The sequence below is a fragment of the Planktosalinus lacus genome, assembly GCF_014640155.1.
GTDB classification, from domain to species: domain Bacteria; phylum Bacteroidota; class Bacteroidia; order Flavobacteriales; family Flavobacteriaceae; genus Planktosalinus; species Planktosalinus lacus.
Genome location: NZ_BMGK01000002.1, coordinates 192,824 through 209,237 on the forward strand (window position 1 = coordinate 192,824; position 16,414 = coordinate 209,237).

Genomic DNA, 16,414 nt, shown 5'->3' on the forward strand with positions numbered 1-16,414 from the left:
AATTTACTTTCTTAAATCTCAATATCATTTTTATTGCCAAAATCTCCAAAATTATTTATTTGTATATAAGGTTTATAAATCCAACGTTTGTGTTTTAATTTTTTAAACAAGCTAATAATTATTCTAAAATCACTTCCTTTCCAACAATCCCAATACGCGTATTTTTTATAGTCACTATGAAATGCAACACAAGGTGCCCCAATTTTTGACATTTTTATAACTTTTCTATCCATTTGATCTTCAGGCGGAAGTAATTTACCATCAGGATATCGCATACGCCAAATCAATAAGGTGTTTTTTTTACAACTGTTAATTTCATTTACAATTTCAGCTATTACCTCATTGTGAAGTAGCATATCGTCATCATCTAAAAAGATTATCCAACTTTTTTTTACCATTTCTAAAAGTGTATTGCAATACAAATTATAGGGTGCAAATTTAAAATGGCCGTTTTTTGTATTATCCTTCGGCTCAACAACTATTGGAGATACTTTTAAATACTCAATTTTTTTATATTTTGAAAGGTATTCTAAATCCTTATCATTATCATAACTTACTATGTGCCGAATGTTTTTATATGTTTGATTTTCAATAGATTTCCTGCATTTTTCAAAACCCAAAGGACGATTTGATGTTCTTGTTAAAATGGTTATTAAAACTTTTTTTCTGAATAGCTTTGTCAATTTCATAAAACTTTAGGCTTATAAAAGTTCTAAATTAATACAATTATTTCAAATGAGGTCTCCTAATTAAGCTACGTATGGTTGTAAGTGGGGATGATTATGGAAATAGTGGTTGGTTGTTCGTTCCTAGCTTAGGAATAAATTGAAAAATAGGAAAAGTATGCTGATTTTTGAGATGGTGAGTTTCTTTAACGCAAGACGGGTTATCGATGAAAGGTGTTAGTCTAGTAGTAACTTGTAATTAGCAGTGGTCAGGTTTAATTATGAGATTCCAGAGATTTCTGTCTTTGCGGCAATAGGTTTTCTAAACACCATCGTCTGGGCTTTTGCAAAATAGCGTTGCACCCATTGCGGGAAACGTGCTTCCCATCGGTACGCCTTTCTTCTAAACGCCCGGTTGGTTTTGCTGTTGGGAAACAAGCGGTTAAAACGCTCGATAAAGCCAATGGGGATGATCTCGACTTCCTGAAAATACTGCAAGCCCATTTTTTGATAGTGGCTGCTACTGTTGCTGCGGTCAGGGTGCGGGTCAGCAGCTTTCCAGATCGCAAATTTCTTGAATTGTAAACTGGAGGGCCTGCCGGGTACCGGGACCATCCACCGCAACCCATCCAGTAGCTTACTATTGACAGCCGGCTCTACAAAACGCACTTCGCCTTCAGGTTTTAATAAATAGGCTATTTTTTGGTAAAAAGCCGCTTCCTGCTCATGGGTCAAATGGTGTACAAAGGCTTTGCCAACTACCAAATCAAAACTACCGGGCGGGAACTCCTGTTTTAAAAAATCGCCCTGGATAAATGTAATGGGGATATCCGTTAGTGCTGCTTCATTGATTTTAGCAATAATCTCACCACTCTTATCAGCAATGTCATTGGCCGTTACTGCTGCTCCCAAGCCTGCCATCACAGCCGATAAAGTGCAATCGCCACAGCCCAGTTCGAGTACCTTTTTTCCGGAAAGTTGGTTTTTAAAATGATTCCGAAACATCGCCACCCAACTGGTATCGGTCGTCGTGGCATCGGCTAAAAAAGCCTCCAGGTTCTTTAGTTTCTGTTCAATACCCTTAATGGAAACCGCTGCATACCGCTTGTTATAGTGGTTTTGATTTTTTTTTGTGATGTCTATGTTGGTTGTTTCCATGGTATAAATTGATTGTGTAAAAATAGGGAAAGTTTTCGGGTTTGCGGGTGTTCGGGTTGGCGGGTGTACGGGTTATCGGGTATGCGGGGTTGCGAGGTGGCGGGTTGTTTACTCAGTCGTGGGGTTGCAAAATTCTTAATTCTTAATTCATTCCTATCACTGACCCTATAGCATAAAGCTTATAGCTTACAGCATACAGCTTAAAGCCACACATACGCGTGTACGTTTGTCTAAAATTTAACATATTTCCTTGATACCGCTACAATATCCCTATCTTTGCAGGGAACTTAACAATCTTTAAAATGATGAGAAAATTTACTTTATGCCTTTTGTTTGTGTTTGGGACACTCACAGTAGGGGCGCAGGAAACAAATTACAACCAATGGTCTATCGAGCTCCAAGGAGGTGCCCATAAGGCGGCCACTCCGTTTTCACCCGGCTACTATGCCTCCACGCCTTCCTTCTGGCAAGGCGGACTGGGCGTGCGCTATATGTTCAATGAAAAGTTTGGTGCCAAGCTGGACTTCGGCTACAACAGCATTGAAAGCGATGATAACAGTATGCCGTTTAAAACCGAATACTACCGGGCCAACTTACAAGGAGTCATTAACTTAGGGTCTATCTTAGGCTTTCGGGAATGGTGTGACTATGTCAATGTATTGATACACGGTGGTTTTGGCTATTCAGCCAACAAACCCAAAGAACCCATAGAATTTGACAGTGCCGACAATATGCTGAACATTATGGCTGGAATTACCCCACAGCTGCGTTTAGGAAAAAGCATTGCCCTCACCGGTGACCTCAGCATCCTGGGCCACGTGCGTCACAATACCCCTTGGGACGGTGCCATGCCTTTAGATCAGGTGGTGAGTGACAATCAAACACGTGGTTTAAACGGTTATATGGTGAATGCCTCAGTGGGGATTACCCTTTACCTGGGTCAACATGACAAACACGCCGACTGGTATTCTGAAGAGCAGGCCATTTACAGCCAACTGGATTCACTGGACGAGCGTTTAAGCAAAGTGGAAACCGATCTGATTGATACAGATCAGGATGGCGTGCCCGATTATCTGGACCGCGAGCCCAACACCATTAGCGGTGTCGCAGTAGATACCAAAGGACGCGCGATTGACGCCAACAACAATGGCATCCCTGACGAAATGGAAAGCGCACTGGATGAACGCTATGCGAAAAAAGCAGCCCTTGATCAAGCTGCGCAGTCCGGTTCCTTAAATATCAAAGAACTCATCGACAGCGGATATGTAAATGTATATTTCCGCTTCAACAGCGACCAACCGGAAACCTATTCTTTACAGGCCGTCAACTACCTGATTACCTACATGAAACAAAATCCGGGTGCCCAAGCCGAACTGATTGGTTTTGCAGACGAAATTGGCAATGCCCAATACAACGCCCAGTTGTCTGAAAGCAGAGCCAATAAGGTAAAAGAACTGATGGTAGCCGCCGGCATCGACGGCAACCGCCTGACAGCCCGTGGCGGTGGTGAAGATGATTCAGTCAACAGAGACTCCGCACAAGCCCGCCAATTGGTGCGCCGTGTGACATTTAGACTGTCGAATTAATTCGATTTGTTTTTATAAAATAACAATCCCCGTGGTTTTTATGCTGCGGGGATTTTTTTGTTTCGTCCGCTTTTGCCCCGGCCCGCCAAAGGCGGGAGGCGGAAAAATATAAATGATATTAAAAAAAAATAAGCGAGCGCCACACCCTTTAGGGATGGGGCAATGGCGCGGGATTGAAGCTCAAACAAACAGACGAGGATTAGGGAAAAGAAGGTCGGCGGTTGAAAACTCAATTTGATAGTTGAAATAAACCCGGCACCGAAGCGCCACACCCTTTAGGGTTGGGACAATGTTGCGGAATTATTTATCAATAATTTCTTTGGCAAGTTCTCTAATACCTTTTAGAACCTCATCTAAACTACTTTCAACTTTCTCATTTGTAAATCGAACCACTTTTAATCCTTGAGATTCTAAGTCAAATGTTTTTTGTTTGTCGATAACTTTTTGTTCTTTAGTTTTGTGATATGCTCCATCAATTTCAATAACAAGTTTAAGTTTGTGGCAATAGAAATCAGCGATATAAAGATGGATTGGATGCTGCCTCCTGAATTTAAACCCATCAAGTTGATTATTTTTTAGCGCTTCCCAAAGCAAAGTCTCAGCATTAGTCATTTTATTTCTAAGCGATTCTGCTTTTGAAAAGGAGCTGGTAGGAGCACCTCTAAACATACTCTCATCATGATATGGGTTTAATTTTTTTGACATTTATTCTAAGTGTGGTTTATCAAATTTAAAAAAAAATCTTAAAATTTATCCAACCCTCCTACCCGCCAAAGGCGGGCCAGGGAAAGGGAGGGTTGGAGGAGTTTCGTCAGCTTTGCCCCGCCAAAGGAGGGTACAGGAGGAATCTAGATTTGGAATGTCATCAATAAGTTGTCATTCGCAATGACTCCATATTTGTCTTCCTGAGCTTGACAAAGGGTCGAAAGGCAAGTTCCAAGCGATATTTGATCCATTAACTAGCATAGCATTAACTAAAATCAGTAATCAGTTTATTTTTAAAATTGTATCAGTAAAAACCTGCATAATCAGTGTCATCCGCGTGCCACCCTAAGCTAATAGTTGATTGTTATGGTGCATTTATACCAAACAAAATCATCCAACAAAAATTTGGAAAATGTTATCTTTTGAGATAACTTTGCTGAGTGAGCAGAAAGATTATCTTCTATGAGAACCACTTTATTGAGTTTTACCAAAAGCAAGATCAAAAAGTCAAAGGTAAAATTCAATATGTTTTCGAACTGATTCAACAAGTAGACCGAGTTCCTAAAAAGTTTTTAGACCATATCACCGGAACTGACGGACTTTATGAGATTCGTGTTGAATATCAATCGAACATCTACAGGATTTTTTGCTGCTTTGATAAAGGACAACTTGTTGTACTCTTTAACGGGTTTCAAAAAAAGACACAAAAAACACCGCAAAATGAAATTGACAAAGCGGTACAATTAATGAATCGATATTTTAGCAAAAAAAATAAGAAAATGAAAGATTATAAAGACATACAGTCATTTGACGAGCTAATCGAACTTGAACACGGAAAAATTGGAACTGAAAGTCGTAACAAATACGAAGAAGGTGCTCAAATGTTTATCATTAGTGAAATGCTTAAATCGGCTCGAAAAGAAGCAAATATGACACAAGAACAATTGGCAGATAAGTCAGGAACCAAAAAAAGTTACATATCGAAACTAGAAAATGCAAAAGGAAATATTCAGCTCTCAACTTTAATCAGAATTTTTGAGCAAGGTCTGAACAGAAAAATCGGACTAACCTTTCTATAACCGATTAAAAAACGACACATAGAATCCCCGTGGTTTTTGACTGCGGGGATTTTTTTTGACTTAGGACGGTAATATGTAAGATTTAAGATTTAAGACGTAAGACGATAAGACGTAAGACATAGGACTTTAGCCTACACATATGTGACCCGCCTCTGGCGGGGTCAAAATGGAATTCATGCTCTTTGCTACTACTACTACTACTACAACAACAAATATGTGACCCCGCTGGGGTCAAATTTAAATCGTTGCCCGTTGCTACAAAGATGTGACCCCGCTGGGGTCAAATTTGAATCGTTGCCTGTTGCTACAAATATATGACTCGCCTTTGGCGGGGTCGCATATATTTTGAATATTTCAATAATATGGCAACCCATTCCCAAAACGTACAAACACAAAAAGGCAGGATCAAGTGTGGGGTTTAAATTGGAAATGATTTTTCATTCTTACGAAAACCCATTCAACCTCCGTATCCGCCTGAGGCGGAGAAGGAGGGAATTGCTACTCAGAAATCATATTGATAGACAAACAATACTGGTAGGATACTCCCTATATAAATTCGTTTATCTTTCGTCCATCCTTCGAGTCTCTTCCGTATAAAGTCCCTATTTACGCAAGATAAACGTTGTTTACTCGAAGGATGCACGTGTTAATATAGCCTTAACCCTTGCTATATCTATACTCAAAGATACCATTATTTTGGGAAATTAAACTATTTGTTTTATGTTTGGTGGAGTATAACCACGTTTTCATTTGCTGTTTTGGGTATTGTTTTGTTTCTGTAGCGGGATGGTAATGAAAACCTTAAAAACCTACTGTTATGGCAATTATTACAGAAAATCCGTTGGGTAGCATGTCCGGAAAGCTTGGGGATGCGGTCCTGAAAAAGTACAAAAAAACCAATAAGCAGGTCATCACTATCAAACCGGATATGAGCAGGGTGAAGCCCTCCCCGCTTCAAAAGTTCCAGCGTTCCAAGATGAAACTGGCTATGGATTTTCTATCGCCTTTAAAAGGCTTGATCAAAGAGGCTTTTATGCCTTTTAGAAAGAATACCTACGGTTTTGATGCAGCCAAGTCCTATTTTATGAAGGAAGCCCTTTATCCTGCCGAGGAAGGAGGTTATGCCATTGATTATGCCAAAGTCCTCGTCACTTTTGGTGACCTGCGTATTCCTGAAGGAATCTTGATTGATGTGGATGAAACAAGTGAAAAACTGAATATCTCTATTCATTGGGAGGACAATACGCACCAGGCGGTGGCCTATCCCGATGACCGCTTGCTACTGGTGATGAATGTAACGGGACGCTCCCGCTTTATTTACTATAAAAACAAGGCCCACCGCGAGACGCTTAGTGCAACAATCTCCTTATCACAATCCAAAGAACCCGTAGAATATCAGCTATGGATGGCCTTTGTACGCCCCGAGGAAAAACGGGCTTCGCCCAGTGTGTATTTAGGGACGGTGAATGGGTAACTCCCCCCTTCTCCGCCTCAGGCGGATACGGAGGGTGAAAGGTTGACTGGTATGTAAATGAAGAATTAATAATGAATAATTAAAAATGACTTGATTGTTTCAAAATGGTCAACTCTGATCATGTAGGCTGTAGGCTGTAGGCTGTAGGCTGTAGGCAAAATAAAAATTAAGAAATAATCATAAATAATAGTCAACCTATATCAGGGAAGTAAATGGTGGGTGATGGGTGATTAGTAATTAGTGATTAGTTTTTTAACACTAACCCCTAATCACTAATTACTAGTTACTTTTATCTGGTTGACTCCCTCCTTCTCCGCCTCAGGCGGATTCGGAGGGTGAAAGGTTTACTGGTATGTAAATGAAGAATTAATAATGAATAATTAAAAATGACTTGATTGTTTCAAAATGGTCAACTCTGATCATGTAGGCTGTAGGCTGTAGGCTGTAGGCTGTAGGCTGTAGGCTGTAGGCTGTAGGCTGTAGGCTGTAGGCAAAATAAAAATTAATAATGAAAAATTATCAAACTATATCAGGGAAGTTCAAATTGCGCAGTGGCCTCTCCGCCTATGGCGGATCGGGGGGTCTGCGGAGGGTGAAAGGTGGATGAATGAAGAATTAATAATTAACAATTAAAAAATAAAAAATAAAAAAGGTCAACTCTAATAAGGGACGTAAAGCCTATGCGTTCATAATATTTTATCCAGCTTATGTTTGGAGACCGGCAATTTGATTCCGGAGCAGTGTTTCCGTTTTGGAATAGAGTTTATAACAGCGTTCTACAAGCACAAGCAATTGGGTATGGGTAAACTGTTTAGGATGCATAGCCCGCAGTGATTGTGGGGAGGTGTGTAGCATCGAAAGGATGGCTTGATCTTCCTCAGTCTCATTGGGGAACACCTCGTTTACTAGGGGTGTACAATGTGCACACAATGAAAAAAGGTGGTCTAAATGAAACTGATTGGGGTGATACCCCAAACAGGCGTAAATGATGGCCAGGCAAAGCTGTTCTAACCCTGAACGCATCAAACTTACCCGCAAATGCCCTCCTTCTACTCCCGTGATCGCATCTTCCAGTTGAAACAGTTGCTGCGCATTGTATAAGCGCCGTGTGGTGATTTTTTTTACGTGTGAGGCTTTTAAGCTATACACTCGGGTATCTGAATGCACTGCATTCCAAGAAGGGTGTGCATACAACAACCGACCCTGCTTCAGGATGTTGTGGAACAGGAACCCGTTTTTGGAGGTGGCTGCCCGTACTTGTGAAGGGGTATGTAAAAGCAATGACACATTGTAACGCCCCCGGGTTTGTTTCTCAATAAGGGCACTCAAATGGGTGGTAGCCCGGGGAGGGATTTTTGTGGGTATCACCAATAAGTCAAGGTGAATCCTTTGTTGTGCACGCTCAGTGCCGGGAACGATAAAACTTGTTTGTAACCCATTTTGTTGACGCAAACCAAAACAATACAACGCCCGGATATCCAGTTTGGACTTTAAGGTTTTGACTACATCAATGAGTTCCACACTCAGGCATGAAAAGGGGTGTTTTGGTAGTGTTTGAGCAATTGTTTCCATAAGTATACAGGTTTAAATGAAAAAGTACCGGAATTCACAAAGTTTAAAAACAAAGAAATTGTTAGTATATTTGTAAAGGTCTAGGAAAACAATCAACTGTTTCCTATACAAAACTAATTTACAACTTTATGTTGTATATAACAAACTTTTTAAGATAAAAAATGCCGGTTGGACAAAAAATAAAGAAGCACCTGAAAGCGCGGGGCATTTCCATCAAGCAATTTGCTGAAGACCTCGATGAAAACCGTTCGTTGGTAAGTAATTACCTCAACGACAAATCAAAACCCTCCGTCAAGTTTCTGTATAAAACCATCGCCTATTTTCCTGACTTGGATTTGAATTATTTGTTTCGTGACCATTCAGAAGTTAGTGAAACCGCTCCTGTCTATGAGACCCCGCCTGAAAAATTGATTCGCGAAATTGAAGAACGTCTTAACGAATTGAAACTGCAGTTAAATAATAAGGACCTTTAAATTTGAAATTCCAAATTACAAGTACCCAACCTACAGTAAACTTTCCGCCTTGCGCTTCAAAGCTTCAAGCGACGAAGCGGTTGGCGAAGCAAATTCCAAATACCAAGTACCAAGCACCAAATTCCAAGCACCAAGTACCAAGCACCAAGTACCCAACCTACAGTAAACTTTCCGCCTTGCTCCGCCAAAAGGCGGATCCAGGGCGCCTACGCTATCCACCTTCTCCGCCTCAGGCGGATTCGGAGGATAAAAAGCTTCTGCGACAGCGTGCGACGAAGCGGTTGGCGAGGCAAATTACAAGTACCAAGTACCAAATTCCAAGCACCAAGCACCATACGAGGGCCCCGGCTGAACTGAGCGTTAGCTAAATTCCAAACTTGTCTTCCGAAGCTTTAGCGTAGGGAGATTCCAAATTCCAAATACCAAATTCAAAACTCATAATTCCCCAAATAATCCTTATTTTTAACCCCACCTTCTCCGCCTTTGACGGATACGGTGGGCGAAGCCCAAATCTGACAGTAACACCCTTGAAAGAAACTGATACCCCAGCCGCACCCCTGTGTCCCTAAAGGGATCCACCGCGCATAAAAAATTCCAAATCTAAAACTCCAATCCCAAAACCCGCAAATCAACAAATATGCAAATTCGCAAATCTGCAAATTCCAAGCACCACACGAGGCCCCCGGCTGAACTGAGCGTTAGCTATATTCCAATTTGTCACCCTGAGTTTATCGAAGGGCAAATTCCAAATAAGCCTAAAGCAAATTCAAAATTCAAAATTCAAAACTCATAATTCCCCAAATAAGCCTACAGCCTACTGCTTATAGCCTAAAGCTAATTCAAAATTCCAAAAATCAAACTTTAAACCCGAAACCTTGAACCTTGAACTCTGAACCTTGAACCTTGAACCCAAAACCCTATTTTGTCTTAACAAGCAAGTCCCTGATATCGACGTCCAGTATTTTTGAAATGGTATAGAGTACTTCCAAAGGGGGTTGTGCGTTGTTGTTGCAGTAATTGGTGACGACTACATAACTCCTGTCTATTTGCTCAGCCAGCCAGGTTTGGGTGCGTCCCTGCTCTTTCAGTATGGCTTTGATCCTGTTTAATTCCATCTTTTTTTTATGCATAGCTTTTTCAAATATAAGGTTTTTTTTAAGCCCTGTTGTACTCCCCCATTTTAAGTGTGTTAAATTATAGTATAAAAATATATTGTAAAATAATATTTTTTAATATATATTTGTATTGTAATACAATACATATTTATATTGAAGTACTCACTGCATTTATTAAACCAACGCCTTATGAAAACAACTTCCACTTCAGAAAATGCTGCTACAGCAGCCGGCAAAACAACTGTTCAAGCGTCTGTTTTGCACACCAAAGACACCTTACTGAAAAAAATCATTGCCTATCTGCGGCTTCACCATCATTTGGACGCTGCCTTTTTGATCAGCAAGCAAACCCACAGTAAGGAGACCCGATGTTACTTTCCTCCCAGGGAAACATCCCTGAAACGGGAATATACCTATACCCTTTTTCTCATTACTGCCAAACCCCTTTACACTGGTAATGGCACCAACCCCGCCCAACTTATGGATGCCCTTTACAACCACACCCAAAACAGGGCTAAAGTGTATCTGATTGCCTATTCAGCAACAGAGTTTGAAGCAAAAATAACCTGTGGAAATAACTTTCTTAAGCATATACTCAATTACAGCCGGTGCGTTTATACGGTTACTGACAAATGGTTACACTTTAAATCAAACAAAATAAACCGTCATGAACAAATTGTTGACAAAATAACCAGGCACTGGGAAACACGTATTGAAAGAGCAAACTACCTGATGGAAATCACCGGCTGTGTAGGTACTTATGATAATCCAATCGCGCATTTTGAAGTATTGCAAAATGTACTCAGGCAAAGTTGTTTGGGATTAATTTATCTGTTTTGGGAGTATAAGCCCTCTTATGCCGCACTTCCTTACCTTCTGCATCTGTGTAGTCATTTTGGTGATTTCCCTAAGCAATTGTTTCACAACAATACCTATGAAAACCATCTTCTCTACCACCATCTTATTAAAGCAGACCAGTATATGAAATTTAAAGTGAATACCCCCTTAAGTTTAGAACAAGCTAATAAAGCATGGAAAAAATGTCAAACATTTCTAATGGAATCGCAAAACATCGCTGACCAACAGCTCTTACTTTTGGAAAAAGAACGTGAAAGGTATATGGATAGATTGTTTAACAGAAAAAACCAACAATCCATTTAAAGTCCTGCTAAAGGTCATGGGCATTGAAAATACCCCGTGTTTAGTAAGCACGCATCAGATGGGTAACCAAACCGTACTCATTCGTTTTCAAACCAGTAGATAGTATGAAACACATTTTCATTGTTTTGAAGATTGCATGTGGCATTGGATCAGCCCTGCCGGAATTTACTTAGCATTGTTATGTGAAAATGTGAGAACTCTGTTACTTAAATCATCCTTAACAACAGTAACTTCAATGTGTTTCTTTAGGTGGAAGTACGCTAGGTATGTTTTATAGGTGATTATGAGAAGATTCAATTTTGCGGTTCTTTCTTTATTATAAGTAATGTTCCCCTGGTTCTATATTTTTTTTACGGCTAACTGCAATTGGCTCAATTAATGATTTCAAAAGTGTTAGTTGTGTTTTGGTTTTTGAGGCATTTGAAAACTGCAGTTTTAAATAGTGTCTCAATAACTTTTTCTTTAATTGATTGATTTCTTTTTGAATTGTAAACTCTTTCTTGTTTACATCTCCATAAATCAATTTATAGCGTCTTTCAAGTTGCTTATAATAGGCATTACTATATTTCATTATCGGCTTGATTACTCTGTCTTCCCTATCATGACGTAAAAAAGTGTCAAGAACAATCCCTATTTTTAAGCCATGATATAAAACACGCTGGCAATAGTTATCATCCTCCCCATAATGAAAAAAGATTGGATCAAAACCGCCCACAGTTTCTATACATTCACGAGATAGTAACCACCCTGCAGCGTTGACAAAGGGCACTTCATACAGCTCCCCTGATTTGTCAATAAGTAGGTCTGACATTAATTTAGGGGCTTTTTGAAAACTGATGTAGTTGCCAAAATTTCTATCCAGCACATTGCCTTTTCCATTAAGATGAATGGGACTCAAAATACCAAATTGCGGATTGACTTGTTGTTTTTTGACAAGAACTTCTAAACAGTCATCAACCAAATAAGCATCCTGGTTCAATAAAAATATGCTTTCTGCTCCATGTTTTAAAGCATACGAAATACCCACATTGTTGCCCTGACCAAAGCCTATGTTTTTGTCTTGGGGCAATAGCGTAACTTTTGGATAATTGGATTGTATGTGAGCAACTGTTTTGTCTGTTGAAGCATTGTCAACAACTATTACCGGATGATTGCCGGCGCTTTGCAAACAGCGGTCAATCCAGGGCATGGCGTTGTAGGTGACGGTTACAATAAATATTTTTTTCGTTATGTTACTCATTTACCGGAATTAACAATTAATGACTTTATCCATTTTTTAAAAAAATACAAGGTGCTTCTAAAAGGACTTTCATTAAATTCTGCTAGTTCTTTGAAATTTTTATTAAAATAAAAAAAATAATAATCACAATATTTTTTCCTTATATAACTTTTATTAGCAGCAAACATTTCAGAGTTAAATGAATTTATCATTGAATTTTTAGAAACCCTATAATCAAAAGTAATTTCATTTAAATGTTTAAAAGTCGTTTTAATTGAACCAAATGCAAGCCATAAATCCCAATCTTCATTCCCCTGATAGGGCATTTTAGTATCATAACCATTTACATTCTTCCACAATGATTTTCTATAAACAGCACAGGCATCTATATAGTTTTTTATTAACATTTGTTCAAAATTATATTGATTAATAATCCACTCTTCTTCTTTTTCTCCAAAAAACATCGCATTTCCATGGACTACACCAACGCTTGGCTCTTGGTCCAATATATTTATAGCTTTTTTAGTGAAATCAGGTCTTATTTTATTGTCAGAATCTAAAGGGAGGATATAGACACCATTTGATTTTGAAATTCCAAAATTTCGGGCATCGCCTAAACCACCGTTTTCTTTTTTATAGTATTTGAAACGAGAATCTTTATCTACCCAATCTAATGCAATTCGTTCTAAACCATCTGGAGAACTGTCATTGACAATAATGGCCTCCCAATTTTCAAAAACTTGTGTTTTAACAGAAGTTAAAGTTTCTCCTAGCGTTGACTCAGTATTGTAGCAAGGAATTATTATGGATAACTTGGGTGTCATATAAATAATTTAAGGCAAGATATAACTTGTCATTAAATAAAAAAAGTGTACTAAAGATTTGAATCAAATTATTTAACTAATTTAGTTTTCTCAACTTTTTTTTGTTTCAATGGCTAGATATAATGAACAAAATATTATTTTTTTACATCTTCCAAAAAATGGGGGTAATACACTTCACGGAATACTAGATATATTGTATTCTAAAGAAAACACCTTTAGTATAAAAGTAGTTGATAATACTAAACTAAATATCTCTGAATTCAAGGAGCTTCCTGAAAAAGAAAGAGCTAAAATAAAATTATTAAAAGGTCATATGTATTTTGGGCTTCATAAATATCTAGTAGGTCCTTCTGATTATTTTACCTTTTTAAGAAAACCGGAAGACCGAATTGTTTCATTTTATCATTATGCAAAAAGCCGACCTCAACACCGGCTATATAATCAAATTAAAGACAATAATTGGTCCTTAAAGGAATTTGTAGCTAATTCTATCGATGAAGATGTTCATAACGCTCAAATAAGATGGATAAGTGGTTTAAAAGGTGCAAGTGAGCAAAAAATGCTAGATAAAGCAAAAAAAAATATTGACCAACATTTTTCATTTGTTGGACTTCAAGAACAGTTTGACATTTCTTTAATTATCTTAAGTAAATTATATGGATGGGGGTTACCTTATTATAAATATTTAAACAAAGGAACTCATCATAATAAAAAAAAATCAATTGATTTAGAAACCAAAAAAATAATTACCGCTAAAAATTATGGAGATGAGCAGTTATATTCCTATGTAGAAAAACTTTTTTTGGAATATCAAACAAAAATTAAAGGATTATCTTTTCAATTGAAGTTATTATGGTTGAGTAATAAACTCTATTCAAATCCATTTGGAAAAATAATTTTGCAGCGCGTGGTAAACATTAACTCTTCAAAGGATACCTAAAACTTAAATATAATTTATATAAATATTGCTTCCATTCAAACTTTGGGTATTTTAGCTTAGATAAATTTTCAATTTTATATTCTTGCTTTTTGACTACAATTTGCTTCTCTTCTTTACTTAGAATTGGATAAATAATAGAATAAAATGTTAGATAATTTTTATCTTTTTCTTTTTTGTTGAACTTTGAATAAATACCTTTTTCATGAATTCTATAAACAGACATGACTTCATTCAAACATTTAATGCTTCCACCATTTAAGGTTAATATTTTATAGAGTCCTAAATCTCCAAATGGGATTTTTGTAAACCAAATAGGAATTGAAAACTTAATTGGCTTCCTAAACACAACACTCGAAGTGGTAATAAAATTGTGATACCTCAAGAGATCAGAATATTTAAATTCAAAAAAATCCGAAATTTCAGGAATGGGATGAAGCGATAAAGAATTGTTTTCACGCAATAAATTTGCACGATGAAAACAAATAACACACTCCTTATTTACCTCCAAAAAATCTACTTGCTTTTGCAATTTTAACGGGTCTGTCCAGTAGTCGTCGCCATCTAATAAAGCAATATATTTACCTTCACAATTATTGAGAATATCGATAAAATTATAGATTCTACCTTTCTTTTTTCTTACTTTCCAATATGAATCATAAGGTTTTCTATCTAAAATTTTGAATGTTATGTTTTGTGTGTTTGAATACGATTTTACAATTTCTAAAGTTCGATCAGTCGAAAAATCATCACCTACAACAACCTCAATGGGAAAATCTGTTTTTTGAATCAGAATACCTTCTATAGCCTCATTAATATAATCTTCATTGTTGAAAATCATAAACCTAATACTTAATAGAGGTTTTATTTGATTCATTTATTTGTTATTTTATAAAAAAGCTGTCCTTCAAAAAATGTATCTTTTATTTCACCAGTATTATAATCAAGAAACCAGGTTTTTTGAATTTCTAAGTTCAAATTTTTAACGTAAGATGTTAAATCAAAAGGGTTATGAATAAAAACTTTAGTTTTCTTATCACCTTCACCAATATGAAAAACTCCATTATTATCACTAGGACTTAAAAAATCTATCTTCAGGTTTTTCATAACGTTTGAATAACCGTAATGAGTAATGTTGTATCTGTTATTTACATCTAAATAAAAGACTCCTCCACTGTTTAAACGTTTTTCAATTATCTGAAAAAATTGCTTTCTTAAGGTATTTGAATTTATATGGCCAATTACATTCCACAAACAGGTAATTAAATCAAATTTTCTGTCAGTTTTATAATCAAAAAAAGAATTATTAGCTATAGTTAAATTTTTAACTGATTTGATTTGCTCCAGCATTTTTGAACTATCGTCAACCAATGTCGAATTTAAGGGATTCAATGAATTAATCATTTTGAGACTTCTTCTGCCATCTCCTGAACCAATGTCTAAATAATTATTGATTTTTTTATTCTTATTTTCTGATATAATAATATCATCAACGGCGTTTAAATAATTTATTCTCTCTTTAGAGATTAATGTATAATCCTTGGCAATTACATTGTAATATTTTTTTGAATCTAACATAAGTAACCATGCTTTTCAAGGGTTGCTTTTGCAATATTGTTGAAAGTTTTAATATCCATTTTTGTAAGGTCCTTATTAAATTTACCGATGTTATTAATATCCGGGGGTTGCATTAATTTTTCTTTCCAATTCAAAAACTCAAGCGGTTCAATATTTGAAGACTCATTTTTATAATAAAACAATTGATTGTCCATAAAGTCTAAATTCAGTTTATCTAACACTTTTTTTGTGGTCAATTTTAAATTTCTAACTAAATCTTCATAATAAATTGTTATTTTATTATCAGAATGTATGGTATCTAAGAACCTCTCTATAGATGCTATGTTTGTTTTCCAATCTTGCGCTATGACTTCAATTTTATTTGACAGCTTTGGGGCATATTTGTGTTTCAACTCCTTTTTAGCCAGATTTTTATAAGAACAAGCAATATCTCTACCATCTCTAATTATATGAACATAGAGCGCGTTTGGATAATAGTGTTTAATCCGTTCAAGTTTGTCTTTCCATAAACTATTCTTATCTCCCCAATAAAAAATTTGTTCAGTGCTATTTCTGGAATAAAAATAATATATAAGACTAGTTAAATGTGCATAGTTTTGAATTTTTTCTGATTCAAGAAATCTGATTAATTCAGATTTAGAAATATTCCAAGTTTCAAACTTTGTTGAATTAAATAAGTCCTCAATATATTGATGTAAATAATCATCTTTCCAATTACCATATTTTTCTTCTAACCAAAGAAAAAAATGAGATTCAGGTGGAATAGAAATACGGTCGTTGTTGTGAAGTATAAGTCTCAAAAGTGATGTCCCAGATCGTGGGTTTCCTAAAATAAAAATTGGCTTATCCCATATAAAGCTTTTCATTT

Annotated in this window: 16 protein-coding genes; 6 read left to right on the forward strand and 10 right to left on the reverse strand. The window is 36.8% G+C overall.

The window, feature by feature from the left end; translation table 11 throughout:
* Positions 1-11: 11 nt before the first annotated feature.
* Together IEV69_RS03095 and IEV69_RS03100 are read right to left on the reverse strand one after the other, a co-directional pair.
* The gene (locus tag IEV69_RS03095) at positions 12-689 is read right to left on the reverse strand and encodes a glycosyltransferase (RefSeq protein WP_373283648.1); all 678 of its coding nucleotides are present in this window, start codon (positions 687-689) and stop codon (positions 12-14) included.
* A 255-nt stretch (positions 690-944) separates the two neighbouring features.
* Positions 945-1,823 (reverse strand): class I SAM-dependent methyltransferase, encoded by an 879-nt coding sequence (locus IEV69_RS03100; RefSeq protein WP_188439359.1) that lies wholly within the window; start codon positions 1,821-1,823, stop codon positions 945-947.
* A gap of 491 nt (positions 1,824-2,314) precedes the next feature.
* On the opposite strand from IEV69_RS03100, the gene IEV69_RS03105 reads away from it, so the two are divergent.
* On the forward strand, positions 2,315-3,409 hold the full coding sequence (locus tag IEV69_RS03105; protein WP_229741307.1) for an OmpA family protein: 1,095 nt from the start codon (positions 2,315-2,317) through the stop codon (positions 3,407-3,409).
* A gap of 300 nt (positions 3,410-3,709) precedes the next feature.
* On the opposite strand, the gene IEV69_RS03110 is transcribed toward IEV69_RS03105, so the two are convergent.
* Positions 3,710-4,114: an endonuclease domain-containing protein gene (locus IEV69_RS03110; protein WP_229741295.1), complete on the reverse strand. Its 405-nt coding sequence runs from the start codon at positions 4,112-4,114 to the stop codon at positions 3,710-3,712.
* 440 nt (positions 4,115-4,554) lie between these two features.
* On the opposite strand from IEV69_RS03110, the gene IEV69_RS13980 reads away from it, so the two are divergent.
* The gene (locus IEV69_RS13980; protein ID WP_308420127.1) at positions 4,555-5,193 is read left to right on the forward strand and encodes a type II toxin-antitoxin system RelE/ParE family toxin; all 639 of its coding nucleotides are present in this window, start codon (positions 4,555-4,557) and stop codon (positions 5,191-5,193) included.
* An 850-nt stretch (positions 5,194-6,043) separates the two neighbouring features.
* The gene (locus IEV69_RS03125) at positions 6,044-6,667 is read left to right on the forward strand and encodes a DUF6266 family protein (protein ID WP_188439361.1); all 624 of its coding nucleotides are present in this window, start codon (positions 6,044-6,046) and stop codon (positions 6,665-6,667) included.
* A gap of 705 nt (positions 6,668-7,372) precedes the next feature.
* On the opposite strand, the gene IEV69_RS03130 is transcribed toward IEV69_RS03125, so the two are convergent.
* Positions 7,373-8,239: a hypothetical protein gene (locus IEV69_RS03130; protein ID WP_188439363.1), complete on the reverse strand. Its 867-nt coding sequence runs from the start codon at positions 8,237-8,239 to the stop codon at positions 7,373-7,375.
* Between the two features lie 161 nt (positions 8,240-8,400).
* On the opposite strand from IEV69_RS03130, the gene IEV69_RS03135 reads away from it, so the two are divergent.
* Positions 8,401-8,712 (forward strand): helix-turn-helix domain-containing protein, encoded by a 312-nt coding sequence (locus IEV69_RS03135; RefSeq protein ID WP_188439365.1) that lies wholly within the window; start codon positions 8,401-8,403, stop codon positions 8,710-8,712.
* A 917-nt stretch (positions 8,713-9,629) separates the two neighbouring features.
* Here the strand turns inward: IEV69_RS03135 and IEV69_RS03140 are convergent.
* The gene (locus IEV69_RS03140) at positions 9,630-9,842 is read right to left on the reverse strand and encodes a helix-turn-helix domain-containing protein (RefSeq protein ID WP_188439367.1); all 213 of its coding nucleotides are present in this window, start codon (positions 9,840-9,842) and stop codon (positions 9,630-9,632) included.
* Between the two features lie 174 nt (positions 9,843-10,016).
* Between IEV69_RS03140 and IEV69_RS03145 the strand changes: the two genes are divergently transcribed.
* A complete protein-coding gene (locus IEV69_RS03145) occupies positions 10,017-10,988 on the forward strand; it encodes a hypothetical protein (protein ID WP_188439369.1) in 972 nt (323 codons plus the stop codon).
* A 316-nt stretch (positions 10,989-11,304) separates the two neighbouring features.
* On the opposite strand, the gene IEV69_RS03150 is transcribed toward IEV69_RS03145, so the two are convergent.
* Positions 11,305-12,228: a glycosyltransferase family 2 protein gene (locus IEV69_RS03150; RefSeq protein WP_188439371.1), complete on the reverse strand. Its 924-nt coding sequence runs from the start codon at positions 12,226-12,228 to the stop codon at positions 11,305-11,307.
* Positions 12,225-13,031, reverse strand: coding sequence for a glycosyltransferase family 2 protein (locus IEV69_RS03155; protein ID WP_188439373.1), 807 nt, complete (start codon positions 13,029-13,031; stop codon positions 12,225-12,227). The genes IEV69_RS03150 and IEV69_RS03155 overlap by 4 nt, the downstream gene beginning before the upstream one ends.
* Positions 13,032-13,140: 109 nt before the next feature.
* Here IEV69_RS03155 and IEV69_RS03160 point away from each other — a divergent pair, with 109 nt between their 5' ends.
* Positions 13,141-13,971: a sulfotransferase family 2 domain-containing protein gene (locus tag IEV69_RS03160; protein ID WP_188439375.1), complete on the forward strand. Its 831-nt coding sequence runs from the start codon at positions 13,141-13,143 to the stop codon at positions 13,969-13,971.
* On the opposite strand, the gene IEV69_RS03165 is transcribed toward IEV69_RS03160, so the two are convergent.
* From IEV69_RS03165 to IEV69_RS03175, 3 genes are read right to left on the reverse strand one after another with little or no spacing between them, the layout of a single operon-like run.
* Positions 13,949-14,845 (reverse strand): glycosyltransferase, encoded by an 897-nt coding sequence (locus IEV69_RS03165; RefSeq protein WP_188439377.1) that lies wholly within the window; start codon positions 14,843-14,845, stop codon positions 13,949-13,951. The genes IEV69_RS03160 and IEV69_RS03165 overlap by 23 nt on opposite strands.
* Positions 14,842-15,546 carry a methyltransferase gene (locus IEV69_RS03170; protein WP_188439379.1) on the reverse strand — a complete coding sequence of 235 codons (705 nt, stop codon included), beginning with the start codon at positions 15,544-15,546 and terminating at the stop codon, positions 14,842-14,844. Before IEV69_RS03170 ends, IEV69_RS03165 begins: the two co-directional genes overlap by 4 nt.
* Positions 15,540-16,412: a sulfotransferase family protein gene (locus IEV69_RS03175; protein WP_188439381.1), complete on the reverse strand. Its 873-nt coding sequence runs from the start codon at positions 16,410-16,412 to the stop codon at positions 15,540-15,542. Before IEV69_RS03175 ends, IEV69_RS03170 begins: the two co-directional genes overlap by 7 nt.
* Positions 16,413-16,414 lie beyond the last annotated feature (2 nt).

Coding starts and splice junctions, on each gene's coding strand:
- IEV69_RS03135 (WP_188439365.1), top strand. CDS start 8,401: ATGCCGGTTGGACAAAAAATAAAGAAGCACCTGAAAGCGCGGGGCATT.
- IEV69_RS03095 (WP_373283648.1), bottom strand. CDS start 689: ATGAAATTGACAAAGCTATTCAGAAAAAAAGTTTTAATAACCATTTTA.
- IEV69_RS03140 (WP_188439367.1), bottom strand. CDS start 9,842: ATGCATAAAAAAAAGATGGAATTAAACAGGATCAAAGCCATACTGAAA.
- IEV69_RS03160 (WP_188439375.1), top strand. CDS start 13,141: ATGGCTAGATATAATGAACAAAATATTATTTTTTTACATCTTCCAAAA.
- IEV69_RS03110 (WP_229741295.1), bottom strand. CDS start 4,114: ATGTCAAAAAAATTAAACCCATATCATGATGAGAGTATGTTTAGAGGT.
- IEV69_RS03100 (WP_188439359.1), bottom strand. CDS start 1,823: ATGGAAACAACCAACATAGACATCACAAAAAAAAATCAAAACCACTAT.
- IEV69_RS03150 (WP_188439371.1), bottom strand. CDS start 12,228: ATGAGTAACATAACGAAAAAAATATTTATTGTAACCGTCACCTACAAC.
- IEV69_RS03125 (WP_188439361.1), top strand. CDS start 6,044: ATGTCCGGAAAGCTTGGGGATGCGGTCCTGAAAAAGTACAAAAAAACC.
- IEV69_RS03155 (WP_188439373.1), bottom strand. CDS start 13,031: ATGACACCCAAGTTATCCATAATAATTCCTTGCTACAATACTGAGTCA.
- IEV69_RS03165 (WP_188439377.1), bottom strand. CDS start 14,845: ATGAATCAAATAAAACCTCTATTAAGTATTAGGTTTATGATTTTCAAC.
- IEV69_RS03175 (WP_188439381.1), bottom strand. CDS start 16,412: ATGAAAAGCTTTATATGGGATAAGCCAATTTTTATTTTAGGAAACCCA.
- IEV69_RS03170 (WP_188439379.1), bottom strand. CDS start 15,546: ATGTTAGATTCAAAAAAATATTACAATGTAATTGCCAAGGATTATACA.
- IEV69_RS03130 (WP_188439363.1), bottom strand. CDS start 8,239: ATGGAAACAATTGCTCAAACACTACCAAAACACCCCTTTTCATGCCTG.
- IEV69_RS03145 (WP_188439369.1), top strand. CDS start 10,017: ATGAAAACAACTTCCACTTCAGAAAATGCTGCTACAGCAGCCGGCAAA.
- IEV69_RS03105 (WP_229741307.1), top strand. CDS start 2,315: ATGTTCAATGAAAAGTTTGGTGCCAAGCTGGACTTCGGCTACAACAGC.